The sequence below is a fragment of the Kiloniellales bacterium genome, assembly GCA_030064845.1.
Lineage (GTDB): Bacteria > Pseudomonadota > Alphaproteobacteria > Kiloniellales > JAKSDN01 > JASJEC01.
The window spans coordinates 54,610-81,317 of sequence record JASJEC010000011.1; the positions used below are offsets into that span (position 1 = coordinate 54,610).

23 protein-coding genes and 1 pseudogene are annotated in these 26,708 nt (G+C 68.5%); 15 read left to right on the plus strand and 9 right to left on the minus strand.

The window, feature by feature from the left end:
- Positions 1 to 65 precede the first annotated feature (65 nt).
- From QNJ67_06400 to QNJ67_06415, 4 genes and pseudogenes are all read left to right on the plus strand, one after another.
- Complete coding sequence (locus tag QNJ67_06400) at positions 66 to 881, plus strand: transporter substrate-binding domain-containing protein (protein ID MDJ0608591.1); 816 nt, start codon at positions 66 to 68, stop codon at positions 879 to 881.
- 56 nt (positions 882 to 937) lie between these two features.
- On the plus strand, positions 938 to 1,597 hold the full coding sequence (locus QNJ67_06405) for an amino acid ABC transporter permease (GenBank protein ID MDJ0608592.1): 660 nt from the start codon (positions 938 to 940) through the stop codon (positions 1,595 to 1,597).
- A 161-nt stretch (positions 1,598 to 1,758) separates the two neighbouring features.
- Positions 1,759 to 2,358: pseudogene (locus QNJ67_06410) on the plus strand (amino acid ABC transporter permease).
- A complete protein-coding gene (locus tag QNJ67_06415; GenBank protein ID MDJ0608593.1) occupies positions 2,351 to 3,073 on the plus strand; it encodes an amino acid ABC transporter ATP-binding protein in 723 nt (240 codons plus the stop codon). The pseudogene QNJ67_06410 and the gene QNJ67_06415 overlap by 8 nt, the downstream one beginning before the upstream one ends.
- Here QNJ67_06415 and QNJ67_06420 read toward each other — a convergent pair.
- From QNJ67_06420 to QNJ67_06445, 6 genes are all read right to left on the minus strand, one after another.
- The gene (locus tag QNJ67_06420; protein ID MDJ0608594.1) at positions 3,070 to 3,594 is read right to left on the minus strand and encodes a hypothetical protein; all 525 of its coding nucleotides are present in this window, start codon (positions 3,592 to 3,594) and stop codon (positions 3,070 to 3,072) included. The two genes, QNJ67_06415 and QNJ67_06420, sit on opposite strands and share 4 nt — an antisense overlap.
- Positions 3,595 to 3,735: 141 nt before the next feature.
- Complete coding sequence (locus QNJ67_06425) at positions 3,736 to 4,806, minus strand: TauD/TfdA family dioxygenase (GenBank protein ID MDJ0608595.1); 1,071 nt, start codon at positions 4,804 to 4,806, stop codon at positions 3,736 to 3,738.
- A gap of 45 nt (positions 4,807 to 4,851) precedes the next feature.
- Positions 4,852 to 5,484, minus strand: a complete 633-nt coding sequence (locus QNJ67_06430) for a 2-hydroxychromene-2-carboxylate isomerase (GenBank protein MDJ0608596.1) — start codon at positions 5,482 to 5,484, stop codon at positions 4,852 to 4,854.
- A 120-nt stretch (positions 5,485 to 5,604) separates the two neighbouring features.
- Positions 5,605 to 6,786, minus strand: coding sequence for an FAD-binding oxidoreductase (locus QNJ67_06435; protein MDJ0608597.1), 1,182 nt, complete (start codon positions 6,784 to 6,786; stop codon positions 5,605 to 5,607).
- The gene (locus tag QNJ67_06440; protein MDJ0608598.1) at positions 6,783 to 7,394 is read right to left on the minus strand and encodes a thiamine pyrophosphate-dependent enzyme; all 612 of its coding nucleotides are present in this window, start codon (positions 7,392 to 7,394) and stop codon (positions 6,783 to 6,785) included. The genes QNJ67_06435 and QNJ67_06440 overlap by 4 nt, the downstream gene beginning before the upstream one ends.
- A 4-nt stretch (positions 7,395 to 7,398) precedes the next feature.
- Positions 7,399 to 7,926 carry a thiamine pyrophosphate-binding protein gene (locus QNJ67_06445; GenBank protein MDJ0608599.1) on the minus strand — a complete coding sequence of 176 codons (528 nt, stop codon included), beginning with the start codon at positions 7,924 to 7,926 and terminating at the stop codon, positions 7,399 to 7,401.
- 143 nt (positions 7,927 to 8,069) lie between these two features.
- Between QNJ67_06445 and QNJ67_06450 the strand changes: the two genes are divergently transcribed.
- A complete protein-coding gene (locus QNJ67_06450; GenBank protein ID MDJ0608600.1) occupies positions 8,070 to 10,169 on the plus strand; it encodes a hydantoinase/oxoprolinase family protein in 2,100 nt (699 codons plus the stop codon).
- Positions 10,166 to 11,830 (plus strand): hydantoinase B/oxoprolinase family protein, encoded by a 1,665-nt coding sequence (locus QNJ67_06455; protein MDJ0608601.1) that lies wholly within the window; start codon positions 10,166 to 10,168, stop codon positions 11,828 to 11,830. Before QNJ67_06450 ends, QNJ67_06455 begins: the two co-directional genes overlap by 4 nt.
- 99 nt (positions 11,831 to 11,929) lie before the next feature.
- Here QNJ67_06455 and QNJ67_06460 read toward each other — a convergent pair whose 3' ends face one another.
- The 3 genes from QNJ67_06460 to QNJ67_06470 all read right to left on the minus strand — a co-directional run bounded on the left by QNJ67_06460 (position 11,930) and on the right by QNJ67_06470 (position 16,583).
- Positions 11,930 to 13,531 (minus strand): acyl-CoA synthetase, encoded by a 1,602-nt coding sequence (locus QNJ67_06460; protein MDJ0608602.1) that lies wholly within the window; start codon positions 13,529 to 13,531, stop codon positions 11,930 to 11,932.
- A gap of 281 nt (positions 13,532 to 13,812) precedes the next feature.
- The gene (locus tag QNJ67_06465) at positions 13,813 to 14,301 is read right to left on the minus strand and encodes a YtoQ family protein (protein ID MDJ0608603.1); all 489 of its coding nucleotides are present in this window, start codon (positions 14,299 to 14,301) and stop codon (positions 13,813 to 13,815) included.
- Positions 14,302 to 14,411: 110 nt separating this feature from the next.
- Positions 14,412 to 16,583, minus strand: coding sequence for a 3-hydroxybutyrate oligomer hydrolase family protein (locus QNJ67_06470; GenBank protein MDJ0608604.1), 2,172 nt, complete (start codon positions 16,581 to 16,583; stop codon positions 14,412 to 14,414).
- A 201-nt stretch (positions 16,584 to 16,784) separates the two neighbouring features.
- Here QNJ67_06470 and QNJ67_06475 point away from each other — a divergent pair, with 201 nt between their 5' ends.
- From QNJ67_06475 to QNJ67_06515, 9 genes are all read left to right on the plus strand, one after another.
- Positions 16,785 to 17,042: a hypothetical protein gene (locus tag QNJ67_06475; GenBank protein ID MDJ0608605.1), complete on the plus strand. Its 258-nt coding sequence runs from the start codon at positions 16,785 to 16,787 to the stop codon at positions 17,040 to 17,042.
- A 167-nt stretch (positions 17,043 to 17,209) separates the two neighbouring features.
- Positions 17,210 to 18,139, plus strand: coding sequence for a hypothetical protein (locus QNJ67_06480; GenBank protein ID MDJ0608606.1), 930 nt, complete (start codon positions 17,210 to 17,212; stop codon positions 18,137 to 18,139).
- A 29-nt stretch (positions 18,140 to 18,168) separates the two neighbouring features.
- On the plus strand, positions 18,169 to 19,017 hold the full coding sequence (locus QNJ67_06485) for an SDR family oxidoreductase (protein ID MDJ0608607.1): 849 nt from the start codon (positions 18,169 to 18,171) through the stop codon (positions 19,015 to 19,017).
- A 102-nt stretch (positions 19,018 to 19,119) separates the two neighbouring features.
- A complete protein-coding gene (locus QNJ67_06490) occupies positions 19,120 to 21,198 on the plus strand; it encodes a molybdopterin oxidoreductase family protein (protein ID MDJ0608608.1) in 2,079 nt (692 codons plus the stop codon).
- A gap of 153 nt (positions 21,199 to 21,351) precedes the next feature.
- Positions 21,352 to 22,059: a VWA domain-containing protein gene (locus QNJ67_06495; GenBank protein MDJ0608609.1), complete on the plus strand. Its 708-nt coding sequence runs from the start codon at positions 21,352 to 21,354 to the stop codon at positions 22,057 to 22,059.
- Between the two features lie 22 nt (positions 22,060 to 22,081).
- Positions 22,082 to 22,798, plus strand: a complete 717-nt coding sequence (locus QNJ67_06500) for a DnaJ domain-containing protein (GenBank protein ID MDJ0608610.1) — start codon at positions 22,082 to 22,084, stop codon at positions 22,796 to 22,798.
- 187 nt (positions 22,799 to 22,985) lie between these two features.
- The gene (gene galU / locus QNJ67_06505; protein ID MDJ0608611.1) at positions 22,986 to 23,882 is read left to right on the plus strand and encodes a UTP--glucose-1-phosphate uridylyltransferase GalU; all 897 of its coding nucleotides are present in this window, start codon (positions 22,986 to 22,988) and stop codon (positions 23,880 to 23,882) included.
- Positions 23,883 to 23,976: 94 nt separating this feature from the next.
- Entirely contained in the window at positions 23,977 to 25,320 is a 1,344-nt protein-coding gene (locus QNJ67_06510; GenBank protein ID MDJ0608612.1) for a UDP-glucose/GDP-mannose dehydrogenase family protein, read from the plus strand.
- Positions 25,320 to 26,705, plus strand: a complete 1,386-nt coding sequence (locus tag QNJ67_06515) for a phosphomannomutase/phosphoglucomutase (protein ID MDJ0608613.1) — start codon at positions 25,320 to 25,322, stop codon at positions 26,703 to 26,705. Before QNJ67_06510 ends, QNJ67_06515 begins: the two co-directional genes overlap by 1 nt.
- Positions 26,706 to 26,708 lie beyond the last annotated feature (3 nt).

Here is a 26,708-nt window from a genome sequence, read left to right on the forward strand (position 1 = left end):
ACTCCGCGGGGCGAAACGTCAAACGGAGTCACGATAAAGCGCACTCGAAGCAGGGAGATAGGACAATGAGAATCGAAACGGCGGTCCTGGCGGCCGCCCTCTTGGGCGCTTTTGCCTTCACGAACGCAGGCGACGCGCGAGCCGATAAGCTGGACGACGTGATCAACAACGGCACCTTGCGCTGCGCCGTGGTGCTCGACTTCCCGCCGATCGGATTCCGCGACGCGAACAACGAGCCCGCCGGCTTCGACGTCGAGTACTGCAAGGACCTCGCGAAAGCGCTCGAAGTCGACCACGAGATCCTGCCGGTGACCTGGGCCGAGCGGCTGCCCTCGATCGTCACCAACCGGGCCGACGTGGTGTTCGGCGGCACGTCGGACTCGCTCGAGCGGGCCAAGACCGTCGGCTTCTCGATCCCCTACGCGATCTATTACGCCCAGGCGGTGGTCGGCAAGGACTCGGGAATCGAGACCTTCGAGGACATGAAGGGCAAGCGGGTCGCCGCGGCGGTCGGCACCGTGCCCGAGCAGGAGTTCCTGAAGTACGCCGAGAAGTGGGGCACGGAGAATCTCTACCAGGGCTATCAGAGCGAGAACGAGGTCTTTCTCGCGGTCGCCCAGGGCAAGGCCGACGCCGGGATCACGACCAACACCGCGGTCAAGCCGATCGCCGAGAAGTACGACAGCGTGATCGCCGGTCCCCGCATGCCCTGGACCACGGACTACACCTCTGTGGTCGGGCCGCGGAAGGACTTCGGCTGGCTGAACTACCTCAACCTCTTCATCACCCACCAGGTGCGCTCCGGCCGCTACCAGGAGCTCTGGGGCCAGTTCGTCGGCGGCGAGGCGCCCGAACTGCGCATTCCCGGCGTCATGTACTGATCCCACACGGGCCGGCAGCGGCGGCATCGCTCGCCGCCGCTGCCGGGGGCTGACGCGTGGACTACACCTTTCACTGGCGGCCGGTCTTCCGAAGGCTTCCGGAACTCCTGGAAGCCGGGCTGGTGACCCTCGAGGTCGCCGTGCTCTCGATGCTGATCGGGATCGCGGTCGGCCTCGCGCTGGCCCTGATCCGCATGTCGGGGAAGCGGTCCATCGCCTGGTTCGCGGTCGGCTGGATCGAGATCGCGCGCAACACGCCGGCGCTCCTGCAGCTCTTCTTCTTCGGCTTCGGGCTCGGCGCCTTCGGCATCCACCTGAGCCCCTTCCTGATCGTGCTCTGCGGCCTGTCGTTCAACAACGCCGGCTACCTGGCGGAAAACTTCCGCGGCGGCTTCAACGCGATCCCGGAGACCCAGCTCAAGGCCGCCCGCTCGCTCGGCATGACCGCGACGCAGGCCTATCTCAGGATCATCATCCCGCAGGTCTTCCGCATCGTCTATCACCCCATGACCAACCAGATGGTATGGGCGGTGCTGATGAGCTCGCTCGGCATGCTGGTCGGCTTCCGCGAGCTGACCGGCGAGACCCAGTTCCAGGCCTCGCGCACCTTCCGCATCTTCGAGTTCTTCCTGATCGCGGGCGTCATCTACTACGTCATCGTCAAGATCATCCTCGCCGGCTCAAAGCTCTTGAGCTGGAAGCTGTTCCGTTACTAGTACCCACTATCAGGGTCAGGTGTGTCGTATGACGAGCTATCAAGACTTTCGGTTAGGAGCGCGGTTCGCCGTGATGCCGCCCATCACAAGGGCCGCGCGACCCCCATTAGTCTCAACGGGGCCGAAAGTCTTGATAGCTCGCCCGCAGGGTTGCCGAGGCGGCGGGGCGCACCCTGCTGATTGCCGCGCTCGGCATCTCCACGGGCTCCGTGCTCGGGGTCCTGTTCGGCTGGCTGCTCTCGGTCTCGGGGCGCCTCGGCGCGGCGACCCTGGGCCTGGTGCTCGACCTGTTCCGCAGCGTGCCACTGATCATCCAGCTCGTGCTGTTCTTCAACTTCTTTCCCATCGTCGGCTTTCCGCTGGATCCCTTCCAGGCCGGCACCTTCGTGCTGATGATGTACACCAGCGCCCTGGTCGCGGCGGTCGCGCGCGGCGGGATCGAGTCCGTGCCGATCACGACGCGGCGGGCGGCCCGATCGCTCGGCATGAGCTACTGGCAGGACCTGCGCTACATCGTCTGGCCGATCGGCCTGCGCGCGGTGCTGCCGTCCTGGGCCGGCGTGGCGCTCGGCGTCCTCAAGGACTCCGCCCTGGTCTCGGTGCTGGGCTACGTCGAGCTGCTCCGCGCGTCCCAGATCCTGATCACCCGGACCCAGGAGCCCTTCCTCATCCTGGCGATCGTCGGCGCGTTTTACTTTGCCTTGTCCTTCCCGATCGCGAGACTGACCGAGCGGCTGGAGCGCAGTTGGCAGCATGATTGAGATCGAAGGCGTCAAGAAGTCGTTCGGCAACCTGGAGGTTCTGCGGGGCGTCGACCTGGCGGTACAGAAGGGCGAGGTGATCAGCATCGTCGGGGCGAGCGGCTCCGGGAAGTCGACCCTGCTCTACTGCATCAACGGGCTGGAGCCGATCCAGGACGGACGGATCACGGTCGACGGCGTCGACGTCCACGCCCGCCAAACCAACCTGAACGACCTGCGCCAGCGCCTGGGCATGGTGTTTCAGCAGTGGAACTCCTTTCCGCACCTGACGGCCTTGGAGAACGTGGCGCTGGCGCCGCGCATCGTGCGCGGCCTGTCGAAGGCCGAGGCGCGCGCGGTGGCCGAGAAGCAGCTCGAGCACGTCGGTCTTGGCGACAAGCTGCAGGTCTATCCCTCGCGGCTGTCGGGCGGGCAGCAGCAGCGCCTCGCGATCGCCCGGGCGCTGGCCATGGAGCCGGACTACATGCTGTTCGACGAGGCCACCTCGGCGCTCGATCCCGAACTGGTCGGCGAGGTCCTGGACACCATGCGCCTCCTGGCCGAGGAGGGCATGACCATGATCTGCGTCACCCACGAGATGGGCTTCGCCCGCGACGTCTCCGACCGGGTCGCCTACTTCGACGAGGGCCGGATCGAGGAGATCGGCCCGCCGTCGCAGATCTTCGGCGCGCCCCACTCGGAGAAGACCAGGCGCTTCCTCGCCAAGGTGCGTTAGATCCCAGGGTGCGACTGGGACAGCGGCGTTTCCAAGGCCCGGATCAAGCGGCGGTAGTAGCGGATGCTCTTGATCTTGGCGCCGATCACCAGGGCATTGAGCGCCAGAGGCAGGACCAGGTAGAGGTAGAGCCAGGGCGCCCCGATCACGCCGAGCGGCGGCAGGAGGAGCAGGTTCAGGACCAGCAACAGGGTGATGTCCGACGCCTTCGATCCCTGAAGCCGCTTCTGCGCCATCCTGAGATTGACCGCCGGCTTCCGCCTGCGTTCCTCGACATAGGCGACGAAGTCCTCGAAGCGCCACTTCTTCTCCAAGGCGTCGTCGGGCAGGCAGATGCGCAGCTCCAGCTGGAGCCGGTCAATGAAGCGGTTCTTGAAACGCTTGCCCTTGAAGCTGTCGTCGATCGGCTTTGCGGTCGGCCTCACCAGCTGCTGCAGAAAGTTCTCTTCCTCGAAGGTCGCGCCAGGATCTTCGCGCGTCGCGTCGAAGAGCGCGCGGATCTGAGCATCGAGGGCCGGCATCGCTAGAGCGGATCATGTTTAGATGGAACCACTACGTGGTCTCCAACTAAACATGTGAATCCGCTCTACATCTAAGGTTTAGAGCAGATTCACCGGGTTTGATGGATCGCCTCCGGCGATTCAGTCAAACCCGGATCTGCTCTAGGCTCGGATCGGCTCTTGCCCGATCCCGCCTCTCAGCGCGCCCGCCTCGACGTCGCGCCAGAGCACGGCCTGGTCCTGCGGCAAGGCGCGGCTGTTCGGCATGGAGAGCCAGATCCGGTAGAGCAGGCGGACCCAGCCGCTTTCCGGGTCGTCCTCGAAGGCGGTCCGGGCGTGGTAGACCACGTGGTTGTTGAGAAATTGCATGTCGCCCGGTTCCAGCGTCATCTCGAAGCAGAGCTCCTCCGCCAGCGCCTGGAGCAGGTCCAGCGCTTGCCACTGGCGCTCGGTCATGCGTGGCGTCCCTGGCAGCAGCTGGGCCGCCTCGACGTAGGTGCGCGAGTAGTGGCTGGTGAAGCGGCCGTCGCGCAGGCCGAAGACGGGCAGGGGATAGGTGACCGCCTCGCCGCCTTCCTCCTCGCCGAGGCGCGAGCGGTGGATCGGCCGGTAGAGCTCCTCCAGCAGGTCGGGCCGGCGCTCGAGCATGGCGTTGTGGATCGCCTGGGTGCTGACGATCTTGCTAACGCCGCCCGAGCTGGCCTGGCCGACAGCGAGCAGCCCGACCACGTCGCAGCGGTCGGTGTGGAAGCGCAGCACGCCGCTGGAATAGGTCCGCGCCTTGGACGAGAGGAAGCTGCCGCCCGCGCTTTCGAGGCTGCCGTGGCGCGCGGCCAGGTCGCCGCCCTCGTCGCGGATCTCGCGCATCATCTGACCCCTGCAGTCCTGCGGGACGGGGGTTCCCAGGTGCCGGGTGAGCCCCATCCAGATCAGCTTGAGATCCTCGCGGTCATAGCGCGCGACGGGAAAGCCGGTCAGCTTGACCAGGCCGCGGCCGTCTTCCAGCGCCTCGGCCGCTCGGTCGAGGCGCCGGGCGACGCAGGTCAGAGGAAAGTCGTCTTCATGCAGTCGATCCCAGGCGATGCCCCGGTCGCGCGCGCCCGCCAGTGCCCGGTCGATCTCCGCGAGCTCCTCGGGCGTCCAGGCGTGAACCCAGTCCTCGGCGCGGGCGAGCTCGGCACCCCGCCACACGGCGGGGCCTTGGAGTGCTTGGCGGGTCATCGCTTCGGTCATCGGATCGCGGATGACCTTAGACCAGAGTGACGAATCGGGGAACGCTCAGCCGTAGTCGGCCGCGCGATAGTTCTGGGTGATGCCCCGCGCGAGCGCCCGGTCCAGGAACTCGAGCCGGTCCTGGCCCCAGAAGAGCTCGCCGCCGTAGACGTAGGTCGGCGCGCCGAACACGCCGAGCTCGAGCGCCTCCTCGGTGAAGGCGCGGTAGCGGAACCGGGTCTCGGGGTCGAAGGCCTTGGCCATGATGTTGAGGCCGTGGTGGCCGGTCTCGCCGGCGATGGCGTTGAGGACGCCGATGTCGGCAATGTTGCGCTCCTCGGCCCAGACCGCCTTGAGGATGGCGTGGGCCAGGCCCACCGGGTCGCCGCCGGTTTCCTCCGCGGCGATCACGGCGCAGGCGGCCGCCAGCTCCGGCGCCGGGAAGTACGCTGGATGGAGGTTGAGCGGCATATTGCGGTGGTCGGCCCAGCGGGCCAGTTCGACCAGGCGATAGGCCCGGCGCGCCGGCGCCCGCTTGGCCAGAGGCAGGCCGCCGGTCTCGGGGAAGATCACACCGAAGTCGACCGGCCTGATGCGCAGCGGGACACGGTGGATAGCGGCGATTTCTTCCACCCGCCGGCTGCCCAGATAGGCGTAGGGCGAGTTCAGGGACAGATAGCAGTCGATCGTTTCGGTCATGGCTCGTTCGCCAGCAGGGCCGGTCGGGTGCGAATCGACCGGCCGACATGGTTAATGTGCGCATCTTCCCTGAAAAATCAATGGTTTTGTCGAATTGGCAAAATGCTTGGATTAAGAATCCTAGATAACGTTCTTTTCCTTCAAGGGGTGGCCGTGAAGGATGCGCTCGTAGCCGAAGGCCGTGAGATCGAGCGTGACGTAGCGGCCATGGACGATCACCTCGGCCAAGGCCCGCCCGGCCGCGGGTGCCTGCTGCAGCCCGTGGCCGCTGAAGCCGTTGCAGAAGTAGAGGTTCCGGATCTCGGGATGAGGGCCCAGGATCGCGTTCTGGTCGAAGGTGTTGTAGTCGTAGTGGCCACCCCAGGCGCCGGTCAGCTTGATCGCCTCGAAGGCCGGAATGCGTGCCGCCAGGGTCGGCCAGATGATCTCCTCGAAGTGACTGTAGTCCGGCTCCAGGTCGTCGCTGTCGGGGTCCGGGTAGCCGTCGGGCGGCGAGACGATGGTGATGTAGTGAGCGCCTTCCGGCCGGCAGACCACGCCGGTCGGGCCGATGGTCAGCGGCATGTCGGGGATCGCGGTCCGGCAGTCGAAGACGAAGGTGCTGCGCTTGCGCGGCCGCACCGGCAGTTCGACGCCCGCCGAGGCGGCGAGGTAACCCGCGCGCGGGCCGGCGGCGTTGACGAAGCTTTCGCAGGCGATCCGGCCCCCCCGCTCCAGCCGCGCGCCGCTCACGCCGCCGCCGTCCAGCTCGATCTCCGCGACCCGCTCGGTCACGTAGCGCGCGCCCCCGCTGATCGCCTTGCGCTTGAAGGCGTGGAGCAGGGCGGCGGGGTCGATCCAGCCTTCGTTCTCCAGCCCGAGGCCGGCGCCGGCCAGCCCCTCGGTGTTCAGCCAGGGAAAGCGCCGCGCGATCTCCGCCGGTTCGAGCAGGGCGGTCCTCGCGCCGAGTCGGCACTGAAGCTGGCAGTTGGCCCTAAGCTTCGCGAGACCTTCGGTGTCGGCCAGCATGAGGTAGCCCCGCTCCTTGAAGCCGAGTTCTGGCTTCTCGCCGTCGACCTCGAGGGTCTCGGCGGCGCGCTTGACGAAGCTGGCGCCGAACAGGCTCATCTCCACGTTCTCCGCCGTGGAGAACTGCTGGCGCACGCCGCCCCAGGACCGGGTCGTCGAGCAGGCGCCGTAGCTGGGATCGGGCTCGACCACCACGACGGTCCCGTCGAACGTCGGGTCGGCCAAGAGGAAATGGGCGATCGCGCTGCCCATCACCCCGCCGCCCGCGATTAGGATGTCGGCAGTTTCCGTCATGGCCGGTCGCCGGTTTTCCGACCCAGGACCGCCGTGCGGAATCGTTTCTTCAGCGTCACGCCGTCCTTTTCCGGCAAGACGAAGGCAAGCTCCTCGGCCCGGACCTTGACCGCCTGGAACACCGGCCCTTCGGCCACCCGAATCAGGGGGATCGCCGCCTCCAACTCCGCCTCGCTGCGCAGCGTGGCGGCCTCGGCGATGCCAACGGCGCGGGCCGCCGCCGCGAGATCGGTTGCACCCGCCGTGTGGCTCGGCTGCATGCCGGTCTCGCCGTAGCGCTCGTTGTCGAGGACCACCACGGCCAGGTTTGACGGCCGCATCACGGCGATGGTCGCGAGCGAGCCGAGACCCATGAGCATCTCGCCGTCGCCCGTGATCACCAGCACCCGGCGCCCGGGCTGGGCGAGGGCTAGGCCGAGGCCGATCATGGCCGCGCCGCCCATCGCGCCCCATAGCGGGAAATTGCCCGGATGGTCGCCGACCGCGGCGACGTCCCAGGTCGGCGAGCCCAGCCCGGAGACGACCAGCAGGCCGCCGCGATCCTCCAACAGCCGCGCCACCACCTCGCGCCGCCGCAGTCCGTAGCCGTCGCTGCGCCGGGACAGCACCGCGCTACTCCGTGAAGGCCTTGGCGCCGATCAGGCGCTGGGAGATCAGCACGGCGGTCGCGGCCTCGGACCGGAAGGTCATGCGCGCGGCGGCGGCGATCGTATCCCCCGTGTCGGCGGCGTCCTCGAGGCGGATCACCAGGCAGCCGGCCAATTCCAGCGCCGGGCTCGCGGTCTGCCCCATGGGCAGCTGCCAGGGATTGAACTCGCCCGACTGGCCGCGCATGGTGACCAGCATCAAGAGCGGAAAGCGGCAGGTCTTGGCGAGCGACAGCATGTTGATGCAGTTGCCGACACCGCTGCTCTGCATGAGCAGCACGCCGCGCTGACCGCCGAGCCAGGCCCCGGCCAGAAGCGCGACGCCTTCCTCCTCCGTGGTGAGCGGCACCAGCGTCATCAAGGGCTCGGCGGTGCAGAGCGCAATCAGCTCCTTGTGGCCGCCGTCGGGCAGGGTCGCGACCTGGCGGATCTCAGCGGCGAGGAGCTGCCGGAAGATCTCACCGGGCCAGTCGTGCCCATTCTGCTCCATCATGTCCCGATAACCCCCGCTTGCTTTGCCCCGCTTTCCTTTCTACCCGAGCGGGACCTCCGGTTGAAGCGCTCAAAGGGGGGATGTCTTGTCTGCCGCGGCGGTTTCTTTAGGCTGCCTCGGTGGCTTTGGGGGAGAGCTTGGCAATGACGGATGGGGCGCCGGGCCGCTTGGCGGTCGATATCGGCGGGACCTTCACGGACCTGGCGCTGGAGCTCGGCGACCGCCTGGTCACGACCAAGGTGCTGACCACGCCGGCCGAGCCCGAGCGCGGCGTGCTCGGCGGCGTCGCCGCGATCCTCGACGAGGCCGGGGTTTCGCCCGGCGCGGTCGGACTGATCATCCACGGCACCACCCTGGCGACCAACGCGATCATCGAGCGCAAGGGCGCCAAGACCGCGCTGATCGTCACCGAGGGCTTCCGCGATTCCGTGGAGATGGCCTACGAAAATCGCTTCGAGCAGTACGACATCGACATCGACCGCCCCGCGCCCCTGGTGCCGCGCCGGCGCCGCTGGCCGGTGCCGGAGCGGATCGATGCGCGTGGCGCGGTCCTGAAGCCGCTCGACCTGGACGCGGCGCGCGCCCTGGCCGAGCGGATCCGGCGGGAAGAGGTCGAGAGCCTGGCGATCGGCCTGATCCACGCCTACGCCAACCCGTCACACGAGGTGGCCGTGGCCGAAGCGGTCCGCGCCGCGCTGCCCGACCTGCCGATCACCCTCTCCTCGGAAGTCTGCCCCGAGATCCGCGAGTACGAGCGGCTCTCGACCGCCTGCGCCAACGCCTACGTCCAGCCGATCATGGCGCGCTACCTGACCCGTCTCGAGGGCCGCCTGCGCGAAGAGGGTTTCACCTGTCCCTTCCTGCTGATGACCTCGGGCGGCGGGCTGACCGGCTTCGAGACGGCGGTGAAGTTCCCGATCCGTCTGGTCGAGTCCGGGCCCGCCGGCGGGGCGATCCTGGCCTGCCGCATCGCCGAGGACTGCGGGCTCGACCGGGTGCTGTCCTACGACATGGGTGGGACCACGGCCAAGGTCTGCCTGATCGACGAGGCCCGTCCGCTGACCTCGCGCAGCTTCGAGGTCGCCCGCGCCTACCGCTTCCTCAAGGGCAGCGGCCTGCCGCTGCGGATCCCGGCGATCGAGATGGTCGAGATCGGCGCCGGCGGCGGCTCGATCGCCGCGGTCGACGCCATGAAGCGGGTCACCGTCGGGCCCGAGAGCGCGGGCGCCGACCCGGGCCCGGCCTGCTACGGCCAGGGCGGGAACCAGCCGACCGTGACCGACGCCGACCTTTTGCTCGGCCGCATCGACCGGGAACGCTTCGCCGGCGGCAGGGTCCAGCTGGCGCCGGAGAAAGCGCGGGCCGCCGTCACCGGCGCGGTCTCCGCGGCGCTCGGCCTGACCGAGGCCCTGGGCGCCTTCGCGATCAGCGAGGTGGTCGACGAGAACATGGCCAACGCGGCGCGGGTCCACGCCATCGAGTGGGGCAAGGAGGTCGCCGGCCGCACCGTGATCGCCTTCGGCGGCGCGGCGCCGCTGCACGCCGCGCGCCTCGCCGAGAAGCTGTGGCTCGACCAGGTTCTCGTGCCCGCGGGCGCGGGAGTCGGCTCGGCGATCGGCTTCCTGCGCGCGCCGATCGCCTACGAGGTCGTGCGCAGCCGCTACCTGCGCCTCTCCGATTTCGACCCGGAACCGGTCAACCGGACCCTGGAGGAGATGTCGGCGGAGGCTCTGGAGATCGTCCGAGGCGCCGCCCCCGAGGCCGAGCTGGACGAGGTCCGCGAGGCCTTCATGCGCTACGTGGGCCAGGGGCACGAGATCAGCGTGGTGCTGCCGAACCGAAGGCTCGCGGCCGTCGACGGCGCGCTACTCCAGGAGGCCTTCGACACGGCCTACAGCCGGCTCTACGGCCGCATCATCCCCGGCCTCGACGTCGAGGTGTTGAGCTGGACGCTCACCGTCACGACCAGGCTGCCGAAATCCGAGCCGCCGGCTGAATCTTCGGACCGGGCGCTCGCGCCGGAGGCCTTCGCGCGCCGGCCTCTGTTCGACGCCGGGACCGCCGAGTTCCAGGACGTGCCGGTCTTCCGGCGCGCCGATTTTGGCGTCGGTGCCGAGGTCGCGGGGCCGGCCCTGATCGTCGAGGACCAGACTACGACGGTCGTGACCGCCGGCTTCTCGGCGAGGATGAACGCCTTGGGCCATCTGGTCTTGAGCCGGCACCCTGAAGGAGCGCAGCCATGAGCAAGAAGTCCGCGCTGGAAGCGCTGCACCTGCAGATCATGTGGAACCGCCTGATCTCTGTCGTCGAGGAGCAGGCGCAGACCCTGATCCGCACCGCCTTCAGCACTTCGGTGCGCGAGGCCGGAGACCTCTCCGCCGGGGTCTTCGACGTCCACGGCCGCATGCTGGCCCAGGCGGTTACCGGCACGCCGGGCCACGTCAACGCCATGGCCGCCTCGGTCGAATTCTTCCTGCGGAAGTATCCGCCGGAGACCATGGAGGAGGGCGACCACTACGTCACCAACGACCCCTGGCTCGGCACCGGCCACCTGCACGACTTCACCGTGGTCTCGCCGGCCTTCAAGGACGGCAAGCTGGTCGCGCTGTTCGCCTCGACCAGCCACGTGGTCGACGTCGGCGGGCTCGGCTTCGGCCCCGACGCGCGCTCGGTCTACGAGGAGGGGCTATACGTCCCGATCATGCCGCTCGCCAAGCGCGGCGCGATGAACGAGTCCCTCCTGGCGCTGGTGCGCGCCAACGTGCGCGAGCCGGTGCAGGTCGAGGGCGACCTCTATTCGCTCGCCGCCTGCAACGACACGGGCAGCCGGCGCCTGCTCGACATGATGCGCGAGTTCGCGCTCGACAGCCTCGACGAGCTGGCCGCCCACATCATCGGCCATTCCCGCGAGGCCATGCTGGTGGAGATCCAAAAGCTCGAGCCGGGGACCTACGAAAACGCAATGCGCATAGACGGCTACGAGGCGCCGATCGATCTGGTTCTCAAGATGACCGTCGGCGACAAGGGAATCGACCTCGACTTCGACGGCACGTCGCCGATCTCCCGCTACGGCATCAACGTGCCGCTGACCTATACCCAGGCCTACGCCTCCTTCGGGGTGCGCTGCGTGGTCGGCGGACAGGTGCCGAACAACGCGGGCTCGCTCGAGCCGGTGCGCGCCTCGGCGCCGGCGGGCTCGATCCTGAACGCGCCGCCGCCCTGCGCCGTGGCGATCCGCCACGTCATCGGCCAGATGCTGCCCGACGTGGTGCTCGGCTGTCTCGCCCAGGCCAACGGCGGCAAGGTGCCGGCCGAGGGCACCTCCTGCCTCTGGATCCCGACTCTCTTGGGCGGGCGCGGCGCGGGCGAGGGGGACACGGGCGGGGACTTCGTCATCTCCATGTTCCACGCCGGCGGCACCGGCGCCCGGCCCGGCAAGGACGGCCTCTCGGCCACCGCCTTTCCCTCGGGCGTGCGCAACACGCCGGTCGAGATCAACGAGACCATCGCGCCCATCGTGATCTGGAAAAAGGAGTACCGGACCGACTCCGGCGGCGCCGGCCGCCACCGGGGCGGCGTCGGCCAGGTCATGGAGATCGAGCACGCCGAGGGCGCGCCCTTCACGATCTCGGCAATCTTCGACCGGGTCGAGCACGCGCCGCGCGGCCGCTTCGGCGGCCAGGACGGCAAGACCGGCCGGGTGCGCCTCGCCTCGGGCAAGGAGCTCAAAGGCAAGGGTCGCCAGGACGTGCCCGCCGGCGACCGCCTGATCCTCGAGATGCCCGGCGGCGGCGGCCTCGGCGACCCGCGCGAGCGGTCGGATGAGAGCATCGCCGAGGACGTCGCCCAGGGCTTCGTCTCGGCCGAAGCGGCGCGGGAGGACTACGGCGTCGAGTTGGAGTAAGGGCTTCTTGTCTGTCATGCCCGGACTTGATCCGGGCATCCAGAGTTGCGCACCGCTCTGGATTGCCGGAACAAGTCCGACAATGACTAGAAAGAGCCGTTAGCGCAGGTCCTTGCGCATGATCTTGCCGGTTGCGGTCATTGGCAGGCTGTCGCGGTACTCGACCTCGCGCGGGTATTCGTGGGCGGCCAGGCGGGTCTTCACGTAGGCCTGGATCTGGGCGGTCAGGGCGTCGCTCGGCTGAAAGCCCTCGTTGAGCACCAGCACGGCCTTGACCCGCTCGGTGCGCTCAGCATCCGGTACGCCGACCGCGGCGGCCATGGCCACGGCCGGGTGCTTGAGCAGGCAGTCCTCGATCTCGCCCGGGCCGATGCGGTAGCCGCCCGAGGTGATCACGTCGTCGTCCCGGCCGACAAAGTGAAAATAGCCCTCGGCGTCGCGCGCCGCCGTGTCGCCGGTGATCAGCCAGTCGCCCCGGAACTTGGCCGCCGTGGCCTCGGGGTTGTTCCAGTACTTCAGGAACATGACCGGATCGGGCCGCCGGATCGCGACGCCGCCGGTCTCGCCGTCGGGCAGGGGAACGCCTGCCTCGTCGACCACCGCGACCTCGTGGCCCGGGACGGCGCGGCCCATGGCGCCGGGCTTGACCGGCATGATCCCGGCGCAGTTGGAGACCACGAGGTTGCATTCGGTCTGGCCGTAGAACTCGTTGATCGTCAGGCCGAAGGCCTCGCGGCCCCAGTCGAGCAGCTCGGCGCCCAGGGTCTCTCCGCCGCTGCCGATGGACCGGACATCGTAGTCCCAGCGCTCGCAGGGATGGGCGACGCGCCGCATCATCTTGAGCGCGGTCGGTGGCATGAAGGCGTTGCGCACGCCGAACTCGGCCATCAGCGCGAAGGCGGCCTCGGGGTCGAACTTGGCGAAGCGGTGGGACAGCACCGGCACGCCATGGTGCCAGGCCGGCAGGAGCACGTCGATCAGGCCGCCGATCCAGGCCCAGTCGGCCGGCGTCCAGAACAGGTCGCCGGGTTGCGGAAAGAGCTCCTGGGGCAGCTCGACACCGGGCAGGTGGCCGAGCAGCACCCGGTGGGCGTGGAGCGCACCCTTAGGCGGGCCGGTGGTGCCCGAGGTGTAGATGATCAGCGCCGGGTCGTCAGCCGCCGTGTCGACCGCCTCGAAGCCGTCTGAAGCCTCGGCGAGCCGGCCGTGGAAGTCCTCGGCATCCGCAGCAGGGCCGTCGACCGACAGCAGGATCGACAGCCCCGGCAGCGCGTCGCGAATCCCGGTGATCTTCTCAATACCGGCGTGGTCGGTGATCAGGGCTTTGGCGCCGCTGTCCGCCAGGCGGAAGGCGAGGGCCTCGGGACCGAAGAGGGTGAAGAGCGGGACGGCTATGGCGCCCAGCTTATAGGCGGCGATGTGGGCCAGCGCGGTCTCCGGGGCCTGGGGCAGAAGCACGCCGATCCGGTCCCCGCGTCCTAGTCCGCGCGCCGCAAGCAGGTTGGCCAGGCGGTTCGAGTCCCGCGCGAGGTCTTGAAAGCTGTAGCGTTCGACCGCGCCGTCCGCGCGCTTGTGCACTAGCGCGACTCGGTCGCTGCCGGCCCACTTGTCGCAGATATCCACGCCGATGTTGTAGCGATCCGGGACCCGCCAGACGAAGCCGTCCTGCAGTTCCTGGTAGGTCGATCCCCGAGGCAGCATGGTTTCGCCGTTCTCAATCCGCCGGCGGCCGACCCGGTGTTGGATCTGTCATAGTGGTGACTGGCTGGCCGCAATCCAGGCCCTTCCAGACTAGCGGTTTTCTTCGGCTGAGTGACCCTCGTCATAACCGCCGCCCTGGAGGGCGCGGCAAATGGCGTCACCTGGACTGTGGTCAGTCCGACCCGGGTCGAGACCGGCATGTAGCGTGCCGTGGCCGGGGGAGCGGGCCGCCCGGTGGCATCGAAATGGCCGCCGGCCGGTCCGGCTCCGGCCGAGCTTCCTTACTCCGCCGCCAGGCTGCCGGAACGGCTGGGCAGGCGGCCCTGGATCACGTAGGCCAGGGTCTGCACGACCTGCTCGGGCGTCTCGCAGACCGCGAGCGCGGCGGCGTCGACCTCCTTGAGGGCGTGATTGAGAGCCGGGTCGTGCAGTGTGATCACCGCCTTGCCGAGCGCCGACGCGGTGCCGGCATCGAAGGCGGCGTTCCATTGCCGATACTTGTCTCCGAAGCGCACCACTACGACGTCGGCCTCGCCGATCAGCGTTCGCGTGCGGATCGCGTTCATCGCCGCGCCCTTCCTGTCGTGCCAGAAGGCCTTGTCCTCTGCGCCCAGGATGACGGTTCCGCAGTCGTCGCTGTCTTCGTGAACCGTGACCGGCGCGTCGAGCCGGATCGGAAGGCCGGCCTGGGCTATACCGGCCGCGATCTGCTCGCGCCAGTCGGTGTGGATCTCGCCCGACAGGTAAACCTTCCAATGCCGCTCTGCCATTTCGTTCGTCCTCCCGGCTCATGAAAAGGCGGGGCGCCAACCGCCCCGCCATTCCAGACAGATAGGGAGCCCGGCCGAAAAGGCCAGCCCGCCCTCGTTCTGGTACCCGCTCAATCCGGAATCCGGACCTGTCCTTCGGCGAAGGTGATCTCGTCGCCTTCGGCAGCCGGCGACTTGATTTCCGGCAGGTTGGCGTCGGACAGGTCGGGGCCCTCTATGCTGCGGGGTACGGTCCGGACCACTTGGCTCGGCGGCAGCGCCGTGCCGTTGCGCAGGTGGTCGAGCATGATGTCGAGCGCCTCGAGGAAGTAGTGGTGCAGCGGGATGAAGGCCTGCGCGAACTCCGGGAAGAAAGCGTTGAACGCGTCGAGGTGTTGGGCGTTCAGGATCTCGTAATAGCGCAGGTTGCTGTCGGTACCCTCGACCACCGCGTTGAGCCCGAAGTAGGCGCGCGAGGTGTGGTTGATCGGCAGAATGGCGTCGTTGCGCCCGGTGACGAAGATCGCCGGCAGGCCCCCGAGGTCGCCCTTCGCCCGGACTTCCTTGATCCCACGCAGCAGAGCCTTGTGGCGCTTCCGCTCTGCGCCCTCGAGACGGTCCCCGCTGACCGGGTCGCGGCCGGTAGCAAGGGCGCGCGCGCAGAGCGCGCCTTCGATGTTTTGATCCGCCACGCCGTTCGACGATATGGAGAAGCTGTCCCGCAGAGGGCCCCCGAGCGAATCGTTGTTGATGACCTGGACCCCGCCGGTGGGCGGGATGCCGCCGGATGTGGAGAAGAGGATGGCCTCACCCGACGGACTGATTGGCGCCGGGGCCAGCGCAACGTCCGCCGCGAAGCTGTAGCCGCAGACGTTGTCGAGCACGCTGGCCCGGGAGTAGGCCTTGGCGTAGGTGATGGTCACCGCCTGGGGAATGAAGAAGGTCCAATGCGACGGCTGGACGATGTTCTGCTCCGGCTGGATCGCGAAGTCGTTGATGATCCGCTGGGCTTCGGCGGCTTGGTCTTCGAGATCCGATGCGCTCAGCAGGCCGAGCAAGGCCAGGGAAGCGCAGCGTGCGACGCCGAGTGCCTCGAAGTCACCGCCGGTGCCGAAGAAGTTGGCACCGGCGTCTGCGATGGCCGGATCGAGATTGGCGCAGCCCTGATAGAGATGAACCAGCGACGTGTAGTCGTAGAGGCTGCGGCTGTGTTTGACGATCGGCGCGTCGTCGCCCTGCACGATGGTGAAGCGCGGATCAAAGCGCGGATTGACGTTGGGTTCGGAGACCGCGATGCCGTCGATCAGGCCCTTGCGGTCCTGCTCCGCCGCGCGCACCGAGGAGCCGCCGCCATTCGAGATGCTGGAAGCGATGACGATGGTGTTGGACGGGTGGAGGCCGGCGCGGGGGTACTCCTTGTTCAGGACGTAGAAGGCGAACTCGATGGACCGCAGAACGTCGCGGCCCCAGTCCTTCTCCGGATTGCGCTGCGAGTGGGCGTGCTTGAAGGCGAAGCGGTTCGGCGTCTCTGCGTTGAAGGCCTGGCGCTGCCGCTTGGAGATCGGCGCGGTGAAGGTGGAGTTCCTGCCGGCCAGGCGCGCGTCCTGGCGCTTCCCGTCGATCAGGCCGACCGTGTTGTCCTGCAGGTAATGCGCGCCGGTGCCTGTGCCCTTGTCCGTGTAGGTGACCGCGCAGCCGTTTTTGAGGCCCCACTCGCCAGAGGTGCCGATCGCCCCGTAGACGCCGCGCGAGCCAGAGGAGGGGCCGGTCACGATACAGGCCTGCGCGGGATCGAAGCTGTCCGGCACCTGGACCATCATGGTGACGTTGCGGCGCGCCGAGCCGCCGTCGTCATCGTCATCCTCGTCATCACCGTCCGAGCGGGCGTTGGCGAAGGCGATGACCTCGACACCGGGGATCAGGCCTTGCTCCATGGAGTCGGAACCGTCGGCCCGGATGTTCGGCCCGTAGATGGTGCCGTAGCCGCCGCCTTCCGTGGTGTCGATCAGGGCGCGGTAGTTGTTGTAGATCGCGAGGCGCCGCAGCTCCGCGGCGGTCGGGTTCAGGGGGTCCGCAAGCGCCGGTGGCGGGGTGAGGAAGGCGAGCCCGTCCTTGCCCAGGCCGCCGGTCAGGAGGTCGTCGTTCACGCCGTCGTAGACGATGCGGCTGATCGGTCCCGTCACGAAGTCGGGCCGCTTTCCATAGTCGCCTCCGTCGTCATCGTCGTCTGCGGCGGCGGGCACCGACGCCAGGAACGCGAGTGAGACTGCGACGGCTGCGAATTGACGACCACGGAACGACATTCAACCCTCCCCCTTTGGATTGTTGCTGTATGAGACTCCGGTACAACGCGGGAGAGAGTAAGGGGACGTTCTCGCGCCTGTCCACCACTTCAAGATTTCAGTTATGCGTCAGGCCGCTGAGACCGCTCTAGGGTGCTTCTTAAATCAATGTTTGGATTTTCCTGCATCTCTCGAGCAGCCGCTCCGTGGTGGTCTTTGGAAATGAATCGCAAGACTACGCTGACGATGCTCGCGGGCTGGATCTTCAGGCTGCCACCCGATCTGACTTTCGGCGGTCTTGCGGCGGTTCTGGCACTTGGTGTGGTCGCGTACTTTCAGCTGCCACAAGAAGAAATCGGCGGCATCTTCCTGGTGATGCTGATTCTTGTCGTGGTGCTTGTGTCAATATTCGGCGCGCTCGTTCTCGGCAGGATCGCGGCACGCCGGCATGCTCGGCGAGACGGCGAGAAAAACCAGTGATATCAGGGGCTTTTGCAAACACTTTCCGTTGTTTTCTTAGCTGATCATGGGGCCTCCGGCTGGCTCCGCAGATCGGAACCCCGGGGGGAACGGTTTGACCACTTCATTCGGCTCTGCCACGATCCCGCGCGGTTTAAAACTCGGTCTTGTGCGTTAGGAGTCGCCTCTTGACCAGGCTCACAGCTTCGCTTCCGATCCGGTGCCTTAGCCTCCTCATCCTCGCCGTTGCAGTCTCCGCGGCGTCGGAGACGGGCGCCATCCAGGTTCAACAGGTGCCGCGCACCGAGCTGCCCTTTCCGCCGGAGACCGCGGGCGAGGGGGCGGCCGGCGGCTCGCTGCCGGACGGAGTCGTCAGCCGCGGCGAAGGCAACATCCGGACCGCCTGGTTGATCGGTCCGACGACGCGCTACGCGCACGGCGTGCTGGGCGACCCGGTCGAGGCTTCCGGACTCGCGGTCGAGACGGCGAGCGGCGATATCCTGTCCTTGAAGCTCCCCGCCAACGAGGTCTTCGAGGACCGCATCCCGCGGCTGGTCGACCTGAACGGCGACGGCCTCTCCGAGATCCTGCTGGTCAAGACCCACGTCAGCCTGGGCGCCCGCCTGGTCCTGGTCGGGCTGTCCGAAGGGAGGCTCAGCATCGTCGCCGAGAGCGAGCCCATCGGAAAGGCCTTCCGCTGGCTCAATCCGATCGGCGTCGACGATTTCGACGGCGACGGGCGGCGCGAAGTCGCCTATGTCGAGACCCCGCACATCGGCGGCACCCTCGTGCTCAGCCGTCTCGAAGGCGGGCGCCTGGTCGCCTTCCACCGGGTCGAGGGTTTCTCCAACCATCGGATCGGCGCGCCCGAGCTTGGGCTCTCGGCCATTCTCGACACCAACGGCGACGCCGTGCCGGATCTCATCGTGCCGGACAACGCGCGCACGCGCCTGCGCGTCGTGACCTTCGCCGGCGGACCCATGGAGGAGCTGATCCAGGTGGATCTCGGCGCCGAGGTGACCTCTTCGCTGCAGGTCGTGGACAACGGCGTCGGGCGCCCCGAGGTGGCGCTGCAGCTGGCCAACGGCCAGGTGGTCGGCCTCGTCTTCGGACCCTGAGGCGGGACCGGGAAAACAAAGAGGGGCTCATGTACGCGGCGGGGTTGCTGGAGGGGAAACGGATCCTGGTCACGGGCGGCGGTACGGGCCTGGGCAAGTCCATGGCCCATCGCTTCCTCGAGCTGGGCGCGCGGCTGTCCCTCTGCGGGCGCCGCGAGGCGGTGCTCGCCGAGACCAAGGCCGAGTTCGACGGCGCGTTCGGCGAGCGGACCCAGGTCTACGCCTGCGACATCCGCGATCCCGACGCTGTCGAAGCGATGGTCGGGGCGATCTGGGACGAGCAGGGCGGCCTGGATGTCCTGGTCAACAACGCGGCCGGCAACTTCATCGCCAAGTCCGAGACCCTGTCGCCGCGGGCGATCGACGCGGTCCTGGGCATCGTGCTGCACGGCTCGGCCTACGTGACCTGGGCCTGCGGCAAGCGCTGGATCGAAGACGGCGCACCGGGCAACGTGCTCTCGATCGTCACGACCTACGCCTGGACCGGTTCGCCCTACGTCGTGCCCTCGGCCATGGCCAAGGCCGGCGTGCTGGCCATGACCCGCTCGCTGGCGGCCGAGTGGGGTCCCCACGACATCCGCCTCAACGCAATCGCGCCCGGGCCCTTTCCGACCAAGGGCGCTTGGGAACGGCTGATCCCCAGCGAGGAGGCCGAGCGCGCATGGCTGCGCCGGATCCCCCTCGGCCGGGTCGGCGAGCACCGCGAGCTGGCCGACCTCGCGGTCTACCTGGTGGCCGACGGCTCGGCCTACGTCAGCGGCGAGGTGGTCACCATCGACGGCGCCGGCTGGGTCAAGGGCGCCGGCCAGTTCTCGATCATGGAGAACCTGACCGACGAAGAGTGGGCGGCCATGCGGCCCAGGAAGAAAGAAGGCTAATCCTGAGGACCGACACCCTGCCGCTTCGTCCTGATTGAAGCGGCTCCGGTTCGCCGCTACCCTCGGCGCCGCGACGGAGCTTCCACGAGAAGGCGCTCGGCCATGCCCCTCGACGCCAAGACCGCTTCCGAGTGGGTCCATTCGACCTGCCCCCACGACTGCCCCAGCACCTGCGCGCTGGAGGTCGAGCGCCTGGCCGGGGGCCGCATCGGGCGGGTCCGTGGGGCCGGCGGCAATCCCTACACCGAGGGTGTGATCTGCGCCAAGGTCGCGCGCTACGCCGAACGGGTCCACCACCCCGACCGCCTGACCCGCCCCCTGCGGCGGGTCGGCGAGAAGGGCCGCGGGATCGAGAGCTTCGAGGAGGTCTCCTGGGAGGCGGCGCTCGACGAGACCGCCGAGGCGCTCCTTAAGGCCGAGCAGCGCTTTGGCGCCGAGACGGTCTGGCCCTACTTCTACGCCGGCACCATGGGCCACGTGCAGCGCGACGGCATCGAGCGCCTGCGCCACGCCAAGGGCTACTCCCGGCAGTGGTCGACGGTCTGCACCACGCTGGCCGAGTCGGGCTGGCTCGCCGGGGTCGGCGTCAAGGCCGGCGTCGATACCCGCGAGATCGCCCAGTCCGACGTGATCGTGGTGTGGGGCGGAAACCCCGTGAACACCCAGGTCAACGTGATGAGCCACATCGCCAAGGCGCGGAAGGCGCGCGGGGCCAAGCTCGTCGTGGTCGACCCCTACCGCACCGGCACCGCCCAGCAGGCCGACCTGCACCTCATGCCCAAGCCCGGAACCGACGGCGCCCTGGCGGCGGCGGTCGGCCACGTCTTGCTGCGCGACGGCCTGGCGGACCGGGACTACCTCGGCCGGCTGAGCGACTGGGACGCCGAGATCGAGGCGCACTACGCGGCGGCCACGCCGGCCTGGGCCGCCGCGATCACCGGCGTGGCGGTTCAGGAGATCGAGGGTTTCGCCCGGCTCTACGGCTCGACCCGGCGCAGCTTCATCCGGGTCGGCTACGGCTTCTCGCGCTCGCGCAACGGCGCCGCCAACGTGCACGCCGTCTCCTGCCTGCCGACCATCACCGGGGCCTGGCAGGTCGAGGGCGGCGGGGCGCTGTGGGGCAACGGCGCGATCTACCACCTGGACAAGACCCTGATCGAGGGGCTCGACCGCCTGGACAAGTCGGTGCGGTCCCTCGACCAGTCGCGCTTCGGGCCAATCCTGACCGGCGACCGGCGCGACCTGGGCGCGGGGCCGCCGGTCACGGCATTGTTCATCCAGAACACCAACCCGGCGGTGATCTGCCCGGAGAGCGCCAAGTGCCTGGAGGGCCTGGCGCGGGACGACCTCTTCACCTGCGTGCACGAGCAGTTCATGACCGAGACCGCGGCCATGGCCGACATCGTGCTGCCGGCGACCACCTTCCTGGAGCACGACGACTACTACACGGCGAGCGGCCACACCTTCCTCCAGGTCGCGAAGGCGGTGATCCCGCCGCTGCCCGAGTGCCGCTCGAACCACGAGGTGGTCTGCGCGCTGGCCGAGCGCGTCGGCGCCGAGCACCCCGGATTCGAGATGACCGCCTGGGAGCTGATCGCCGCCACCTTCGAGGCTTCGGGCCACTCCTCGGCCGAGCAGGTCTGGCGCGAGCACTGGCTCGACTGCGCCGAGCCGTTCGAGAAGGCGCACTTCCTGGACGGCTTCGCTCAGCCGGACGGGCGCTTCCACTTCCGCGCGGACTGGCGCCGGGTCGGCCGCGACGCGGAGGCCATGCCGGCCCTGCCGGGGCATTGGGAGACCATCGACGCCGCCGACGCCGATCACCCCTTCCGCATGGTGACCGCGCCGGCCCGCAGCTACCTCAACACCAGCTTCACGGAGACGCCGGGCAGCCGGAAGCGGGAGGGCCGTCCGACGGTCTTCCTGCATCCCGAGACCTGCGGCCGCCTGGCCATCGCCGACGGCGCGCGGGTCCGGATCGGCAACCGTCTCGGCAGCGTCGTGCTGCACGCCCAGGTCTTCGACGGCCTCCAGCCCGATGTCCTGGTGGTCGAGAGCATCTGGCCCAACAGCGCCTTCGAGGAGGGCCGGGGCATCAATACCCTGGTCAGCGCGGACGCCGGGGCGCCGCGTGGCGGGGCGGTTTACCACGACACGGCGGTCTGGCTGAGGCCGGCCTGACGGTCCGCTCCCTCGTGGCTACCGCACGGCCTCGGGCGTCCCTAAATATAGTCTGTAGTGCTATCATCGGGGCCGTTTGAGCGGCGCGGCGCTTTGCGCCGTATATACCGTGTCGGCCGCCCGGGCGGTGCTTAAGCGAAGGAGAGATCGAGGGTGCCAGGCGACAGCAAGCTACCGAGCCGGAAGTCTTCCAGCGCGGAGATCGACAGCTTCCTGCGCAAGGTCGCGACCACGCCGAGCCCGCACACCCCGGGCCAGCGCGGGCGCCTGATCTTCGCCATGGACGCGACGGCCAGCCGTCAGCCGACCTGGGACCGCGCCAGCCACATCCAGGCGCAGATGTTCCAGGAGACCTCGGCGCTGGGCGGGCTGGAGATCCAGCTCGCCTACTACCGCGGCTTCGGCGAGTTCCACGCCAGTCCTTGGATCTCCGAATCCAAGGAGATGCTGCGCCGCATGACCAAGGTGTTCTGCCTGGCCGGCCACACCCAGATCGCCAAGCTGCTGAAGCACGCCGCCAAGCAGGCCAAGGCGGAAAAGGTCAACGCCCTGGTCTTCGTGGGCGACAGCCTCGAAGAGGACATCGACAAGCTCGGCCACCTGGCCGGCGAGCTCGGCCTGCTCGGCGTTCCCTGCTTCATGTTCCATGAGGGTTCCGACCCGATCGCCGCCAATGCGTTCCGTCAGGTCGCCCGGCTGTCGGGCGGCGCCTTCTGTCCGTTCGACGCCAACTCGCCCCAGCAGCTTCGCGACCTCTTGGCCGCCGTCGCGGTCTTTGCCGCCGGTGGGCGGCGCGCGCTGGCCGACTATTCCCAGCGTCACGGCGGCGTGGTCAAACAGCTGACCCACCAGGTGAAGTAGTGCCGGCGGCGGGCGCGGTCTCATGATCGCCTATTTCATACTCGGCATCGCGATTCTGGTCGCGTCGATCCTGCTCGGCCGCTGGTTCATCAACGCGGAGCCGAAGGACGTGCTCAAGGCCTTGCGCTGGGTGGCGCTGATCCTGGGCGGGCTTCTCGCCCTCGCCGCGCTGGCCTTCGCGCGCAGCCTGCTCGTTCCGCTGCTGATCTTCCTTGCCAGCATCCTGCTCGCCCGCGGCGGTCCGCTGTGGCAGCGGCTGAAGGCGGCCACCGGTCCGAGCCCGGGGCAGACCTCCGAGATCACCACCCGCTACCTGCGCATGACGCTTGATCACGACAGCGGCGCCATGAACGGCGAGATCCTCGAAGGCCAGTTCGCCGGCGGGCGGCTCGACGATCTCGACCTGCCGCAACTGCTCGCGCTGCTGCAGGAGTGCGCGGCGAACGACGGCCAGTCGGCGGCGGTGCTCGAAGCCTACCTTGACCGGACCCAGCCGGACGACTGGCGGGAGGCCGCCGGGGCCGATGCGGGCCGGGCCGGTGCCCAGGCAGGCCAGGGACCCGGCATCATGACCCGGGAAGAGGCCTATGCCGTCCTGGGTCTCCAGGAAGGCGCCGGCGAAAAGGAGATCCGCGAGGCGCACCGCCGCCTGATGCAGAAGATCCATCCCGATCTCGGCGGCTCGAATTACCTGGCGGCCAAGATCAACCAGGCGAAGTCGCTGCTGCTGGGCGAGTAGGTAGCCCCGCCGACCCGGCGCGAGGGGCCCGGCTCCGGTCCACCGAACGGCTGTTAATCAACTGATGTTACGCGGTTTCTGGGTGCGCTCCCCGCTTGTGCCGAGGGGTCGCCTGTGGCATACCCCGGGCTTTCAGTCACGCGCATAGAGCCGCCTTGACGCCGTTCTTCTCCCGGGGATCCGCCATATGACCACCGCCAAAACCACCGACCCCCGCCCGCTGCGCAAGGCGCTCTTTCCGGTCGGCGGGCTGGGCACGCGCTTTCTCCCGGCGACCAAGGCTATGCCGAAGGAGATGCTGCCGGTGGTCGACAAGCCGGTGATCCAGTACGCGGTCGAGGAGGCCCGCGCCGCGGGGATCGAGGAATTTATCTTCGTGACCGGCCGCGGCAAGACGGCGATCGAGGATCACTTCGATCACAGCTGGGAACTTCACGACAGCCTGCAGGCGCGCGGCAAGTCGGCCGAGTTGGAAGAGATCGAGCGGTTGCTGCCGACACCGGGCCAGGTCGCCTATACCCGGCAGCAGGAGCCGCTCGGACTCGGCCACGCCGTTTGGTGCGCGCGCAACCTGGTCGGCGACGAGCCCTTCGCCGTGCTTCTGGCGGACGACCTGATCCTGTCCGATCAGCCCTGCCTCAAGCAGATGGCCGAGGTCTATAACAAGATTGGCGGCAACGTGGCCGCGGTCATGGACGTGCCGCGCGAACAGACCTCGCGCTACGGCATCCTCGACGTGGTGAGCGACGACGGGCGTCTGGCGGCGGTCAAGGGACTGGTCGAGAAGCCGGCGCCCGAGGCGGCGCCCTCGACCCTCTCGATCATCGGCCGCTACATCCTGCAGCCGGAGATCTTCGACGAGCTCGATCGCCAGGAGAAGGGCGCGGGCGACGAGGTCCAGTTGACCGACGCCATGGCCCGGACGATCGGACGGATTCCGTTTCACGGCTTCCGCTTCGAGGGCACGCGCTTCGACTGCGGCAACAAGGCCGGCTTCCTGGAGGCCAACATCGCCTTCGCCCTGGCGCGGCCGGACCTGGCGCCCGAGCTGACCGAGATCCTCAAGCGCTATCAGCCCTCGTGATCGGTCCCGCGGCGGTCAGGATGCGCAGCACTTTCGCAAGCGAAGGACCGGCATGGTGCTACGCTAAGGGCCAAATTCTGGAGGATCGGAGAGAATGCGCATAGCGATGATCGGCACGGGCTATGTCGGGCTGGTGTCCGGGGCCTGCTTTTCGTCCTTCGGCCACGACGTGGTCTGCATCGACAAGGATGCCAAGAAGATCCGCGCCCTGAACGAGGGCGGCATTCCCATTTTCGAACCCGGGCTCGACAGGTTGGTGGCAGAGAACGCAGAGGCCGGGCGGCTGTCGTTCTCAACCGAGTTGGCCGGGCCGGTCGCCGAGGCCGACGCCGTCTTCCTCGCAGTCGGCACCCCGCGGGACGAGGCCGACGGCAAGGCTGACCTGCGCTACGTCTTCGCGGCTGCGCGCGAGGTCGCCCTCGCCATGGACGGCTACACCGTCGTGGTGACCAAATCGACCGTGCCCGTCGGGACCGGGCGCAAGGTCGCCGAGACCATTCGCAAGGCGCGGCCGGACGCCGCATTCGACGTCGTCTCGAACCCCGAGTTCCTGCGTGAGGGCGCCGCTATCGAGGACTTCATGCGCCCAGACCGCGTGGTCCTCGGTTGCGAGGCCGAGCGCGCCAAGGAGGTCATGAAGCAAATCTACCGGCCGCTCTATCTCAACGAGACGCCGATCCTGTTCTCGACCCTGGAAACCGCCGAGCTGACCAAGTACGCCGCCAACGCCTTTCTCGCCACCAAGATCACCTTCATCAACGAGATGGCCGACCTCTGCGAGCGGGTCGGCGGGGACATTCAGCAGGTGGCCCGCGGCATCGGACTCGACCGGCGGATCGGCTCGAAGTTCCTGCACCCGGGGCCGGGCTACGGCGGGTCGTGCTTCCCCAAGGACACCGAGGCGCTGGTGCAGACGGCGCGCGAGGCCGGCGGCGGGGTACGGATCGTGGAGACCGTGGTCGCGGTCAACCAGGAGCGCAAGAAGAGCATGGCCGGGCGCGTGATCGAGGCCTGCGGCGGTTCCGTGCGCGGCAAGACCCTCGCGGTGCTCGGTTTGACCTTCAAGCCGAACACCGACGACATGCGGGCGGCCCCGAGCCTCGATATCGTACCGGCGCTGCAGGCGGAGGGCGCCGCCATCCGCGCCTACGACCCGGAGGGCATGGGGGCGGCCGAGCCGCTGCTCGGCGGCGTGGTCTGGTGCGAGGACGCCTATGACGCCATGCGCGAGGCCGACGCCCTGGTGATCATCACCGAATGGAACCAGTTCAGGGCGCTCGACCTGGCGCGCGCCAAGCAGCTGCTGCGCCAGCCGATCCTGGTCGACCTGCGCAACATCTACATGCCGGGCGAGGTCGCCGCCGCCGGCTTCCGCTACCGCTCGATCGGTCGGCCCGGACCCTTGGACCCGCAGCAGGTTCGGCAGGAGGCCGTGTGATGACGATCTCGGAGCATCGTTTCGACCCCACGATCCTGCGCGACTACGACGTCCGCGGGGTCGTCGGCAAGACCCTCTCGGCACAGGACGCCGAGGCGCTGGGCCGCGCCTTTGGCACCGTCATCCGGCGGCGCGGCGGGTCGGCGGCGGCGGTCGGCTACGACGGTCGCCTCTCGTCGCCCGAACTGGAGGCGGCGCTGGTCCAGGGCCTCGCGTCGGCCGGCGTCGACGTGCGGCGGGTCGGCCGCGGCCCGACGCCGATGCTCTACTACGCGACCCACGCCCTGCCGGTCGACGGCGGCGTGATGGTGACCGGCTCGCACAATCCGCCCGACTACAACGGCTTCAAGATGACCCTCAAGAAGGCCGCTTTCTTTGGCGACGACGTCCGGAATCTGGGGCGCATCGCGGAGGCGGGAGACTTCGAATCGGGCCGAGGCGAGATCAGCGACCATGCGGTGTTCGACAGCTACGTCGAGCGCCTGGCGCAGGACTATGACGGGATCCGGGACCTCAAGGTCGCCTGGGACGCCGGCAACGGCGCCGCCGGCGAGGCCATGGCCGCGCTCACGCAGCGCCTGCCGGGCCGGCACCTGCTGCTGAACGAGACCATCGACGGGCTGTTTCCGGCCCACCACCCCGATCCGACCGTGGAAGCGAACCTGCGCCAGATCAAGGAGCTGGTGCTCGCCGAAGGTTGTGACCTCGGCGTGGCCTTCGACGGGGACGGCGATCGAATCGGCGCGATCGACGGACAGGGCCGCGTTCTCTGGGGCGATCAGATCATGCTGCTGATGGCCGAGGACATCCTGAAGCAGCATCCCGGCTCAACCTTCATCGCAGACGTCAAGGCGAGCCAGGCGCTGTTCGACGGGATCGCCGCGGCCGGCGGCGACGCCATCATGTGGAAGACCGGCCATTCCCTCATCAAGTCGAAGATGGCCGAGACCGGCGCGCTGTTCGCCGGCGAGATGAGCGCGCACCTGTTCTTCGCCGACCGCTACTACGGCTTCGACGACGGCCTCTACGCCGCGGTGCGCCTGATCGGCGCGGTCTCCCGCTCCGGCCGCAGCCTGGCCGACTACCGGGACGGCCTGCCGCCGCTGGTCAACACGCCGGAATTGCGGTTTCCCTGCGCTGAGGACCGCAAGCAGCCGGTGATCAGCGAGGTCAAGAAGCGCTTGGCCGCCGAGGGGGCCGAGGTCAACGAGATCGACGGGGTGCGCGTCAAGACCGATGACGGCTGGTGGCTGCTGCGCGCCTCCAACACCCAGGACGTCCTGGTCGCCCGCTGCGAGGCCGCCGACCAGGCGGGGCTCGCCCGCCTAAAGGCCGCGCTCTCGGCGCATCTCGAGGCCTGCGGCCTTTCCCTGCCTGCGGACTGACCC

Coding starts and splice junctions, on each gene's coding strand:
- QNJ67_06400 (MDJ0608591.1), top strand. CDS start 66: ATGAGAATCGAAACGGCGGTCCTGGCGGCCGCCCTCTTGGGCGCTTTT.
- QNJ67_06415 (MDJ0608593.1), top strand. CDS start 2,351: ATGATTGAGATCGAAGGCGTCAAGAAGTCGTTCGGCAACCTGGAGGTT.
- QNJ67_06420 (MDJ0608594.1), bottom strand. CDS start 3,594: ATGCCGGCCCTCGATGCTCAGATCCGCGCGCTCTTCGACGCGACGCGC.
- QNJ67_06425 (MDJ0608595.1), bottom strand. CDS start 4,806: ATGACCGAAGCGATGACCCGCCAAGCACTCCAAGGCCCCGCCGTGTGG.
- QNJ67_06430 (MDJ0608596.1), bottom strand. CDS start 5,484: ATGACCGAAACGATCGACTGCTATCTGTCCCTGAACTCGCCCTACGCC.
- QNJ67_06435 (MDJ0608597.1), bottom strand. CDS start 6,786: ATGACGGAAACTGCCGACATCCTAATCGCGGGCGGCGGGGTGATGGGC.
- QNJ67_06445 (MDJ0608599.1), bottom strand. CDS start 7,926: ATGATGGAGCAGAATGGGCACGACTGGCCCGGTGAGATCTTCCGGCAG.
- QNJ67_06450 (MDJ0608600.1), top strand. CDS start 8,070: ATGACGGATGGGGCGCCGGGCCGCTTGGCGGTCGATATCGGCGGGACC.
- QNJ67_06455 (MDJ0608601.1), top strand. CDS start 10,166: ATGAGCAAGAAGTCCGCGCTGGAAGCGCTGCACCTGCAGATCATGTGG.
- QNJ67_06460 (MDJ0608602.1), bottom strand. CDS start 13,531: ATGCTGCCTCGGGGATCGACCTACCAGGAACTGCAGGACGGCTTCGTC.
- QNJ67_06465 (MDJ0608603.1), bottom strand. CDS start 14,301: ATGGCAGAGCGGCATTGGAAGGTTTACCTGTCGGGCGAGATCCACACC.
- QNJ67_06470 (MDJ0608604.1), bottom strand. CDS start 16,583: ATGTCGTTCCGTGGTCGTCAATTCGCAGCCGTCGCAGTCTCACTCGCG.
- QNJ67_06475 (MDJ0608605.1), top strand. CDS start 16,785: ATGAATCGCAAGACTACGCTGACGATGCTCGCGGGCTGGATCTTCAGG.
- QNJ67_06485 (MDJ0608607.1), top strand. CDS start 18,169: ATGTACGCGGCGGGGTTGCTGGAGGGGAAACGGATCCTGGTCACGGGC.
- QNJ67_06490 (MDJ0608608.1), top strand. CDS start 19,120: ATGCCCCTCGACGCCAAGACCGCTTCCGAGTGGGTCCATTCGACCTGC.
- QNJ67_06500 (MDJ0608610.1), top strand. CDS start 22,082: ATGATCGCCTATTTCATACTCGGCATCGCGATTCTGGTCGCGTCGATC.
- galU (MDJ0608611.1), top strand. CDS start 22,986: ATGACCACCGCCAAAACCACCGACCCCCGCCCGCTGCGCAAGGCGCTC.
- QNJ67_06510 (MDJ0608612.1), top strand. CDS start 23,977: ATGCGCATAGCGATGATCGGCACGGGCTATGTCGGGCTGGTGTCCGGG.
- QNJ67_06515 (MDJ0608613.1), top strand. CDS start 25,320: ATGACGATCTCGGAGCATCGTTTCGACCCCACGATCCTGCGCGACTAC.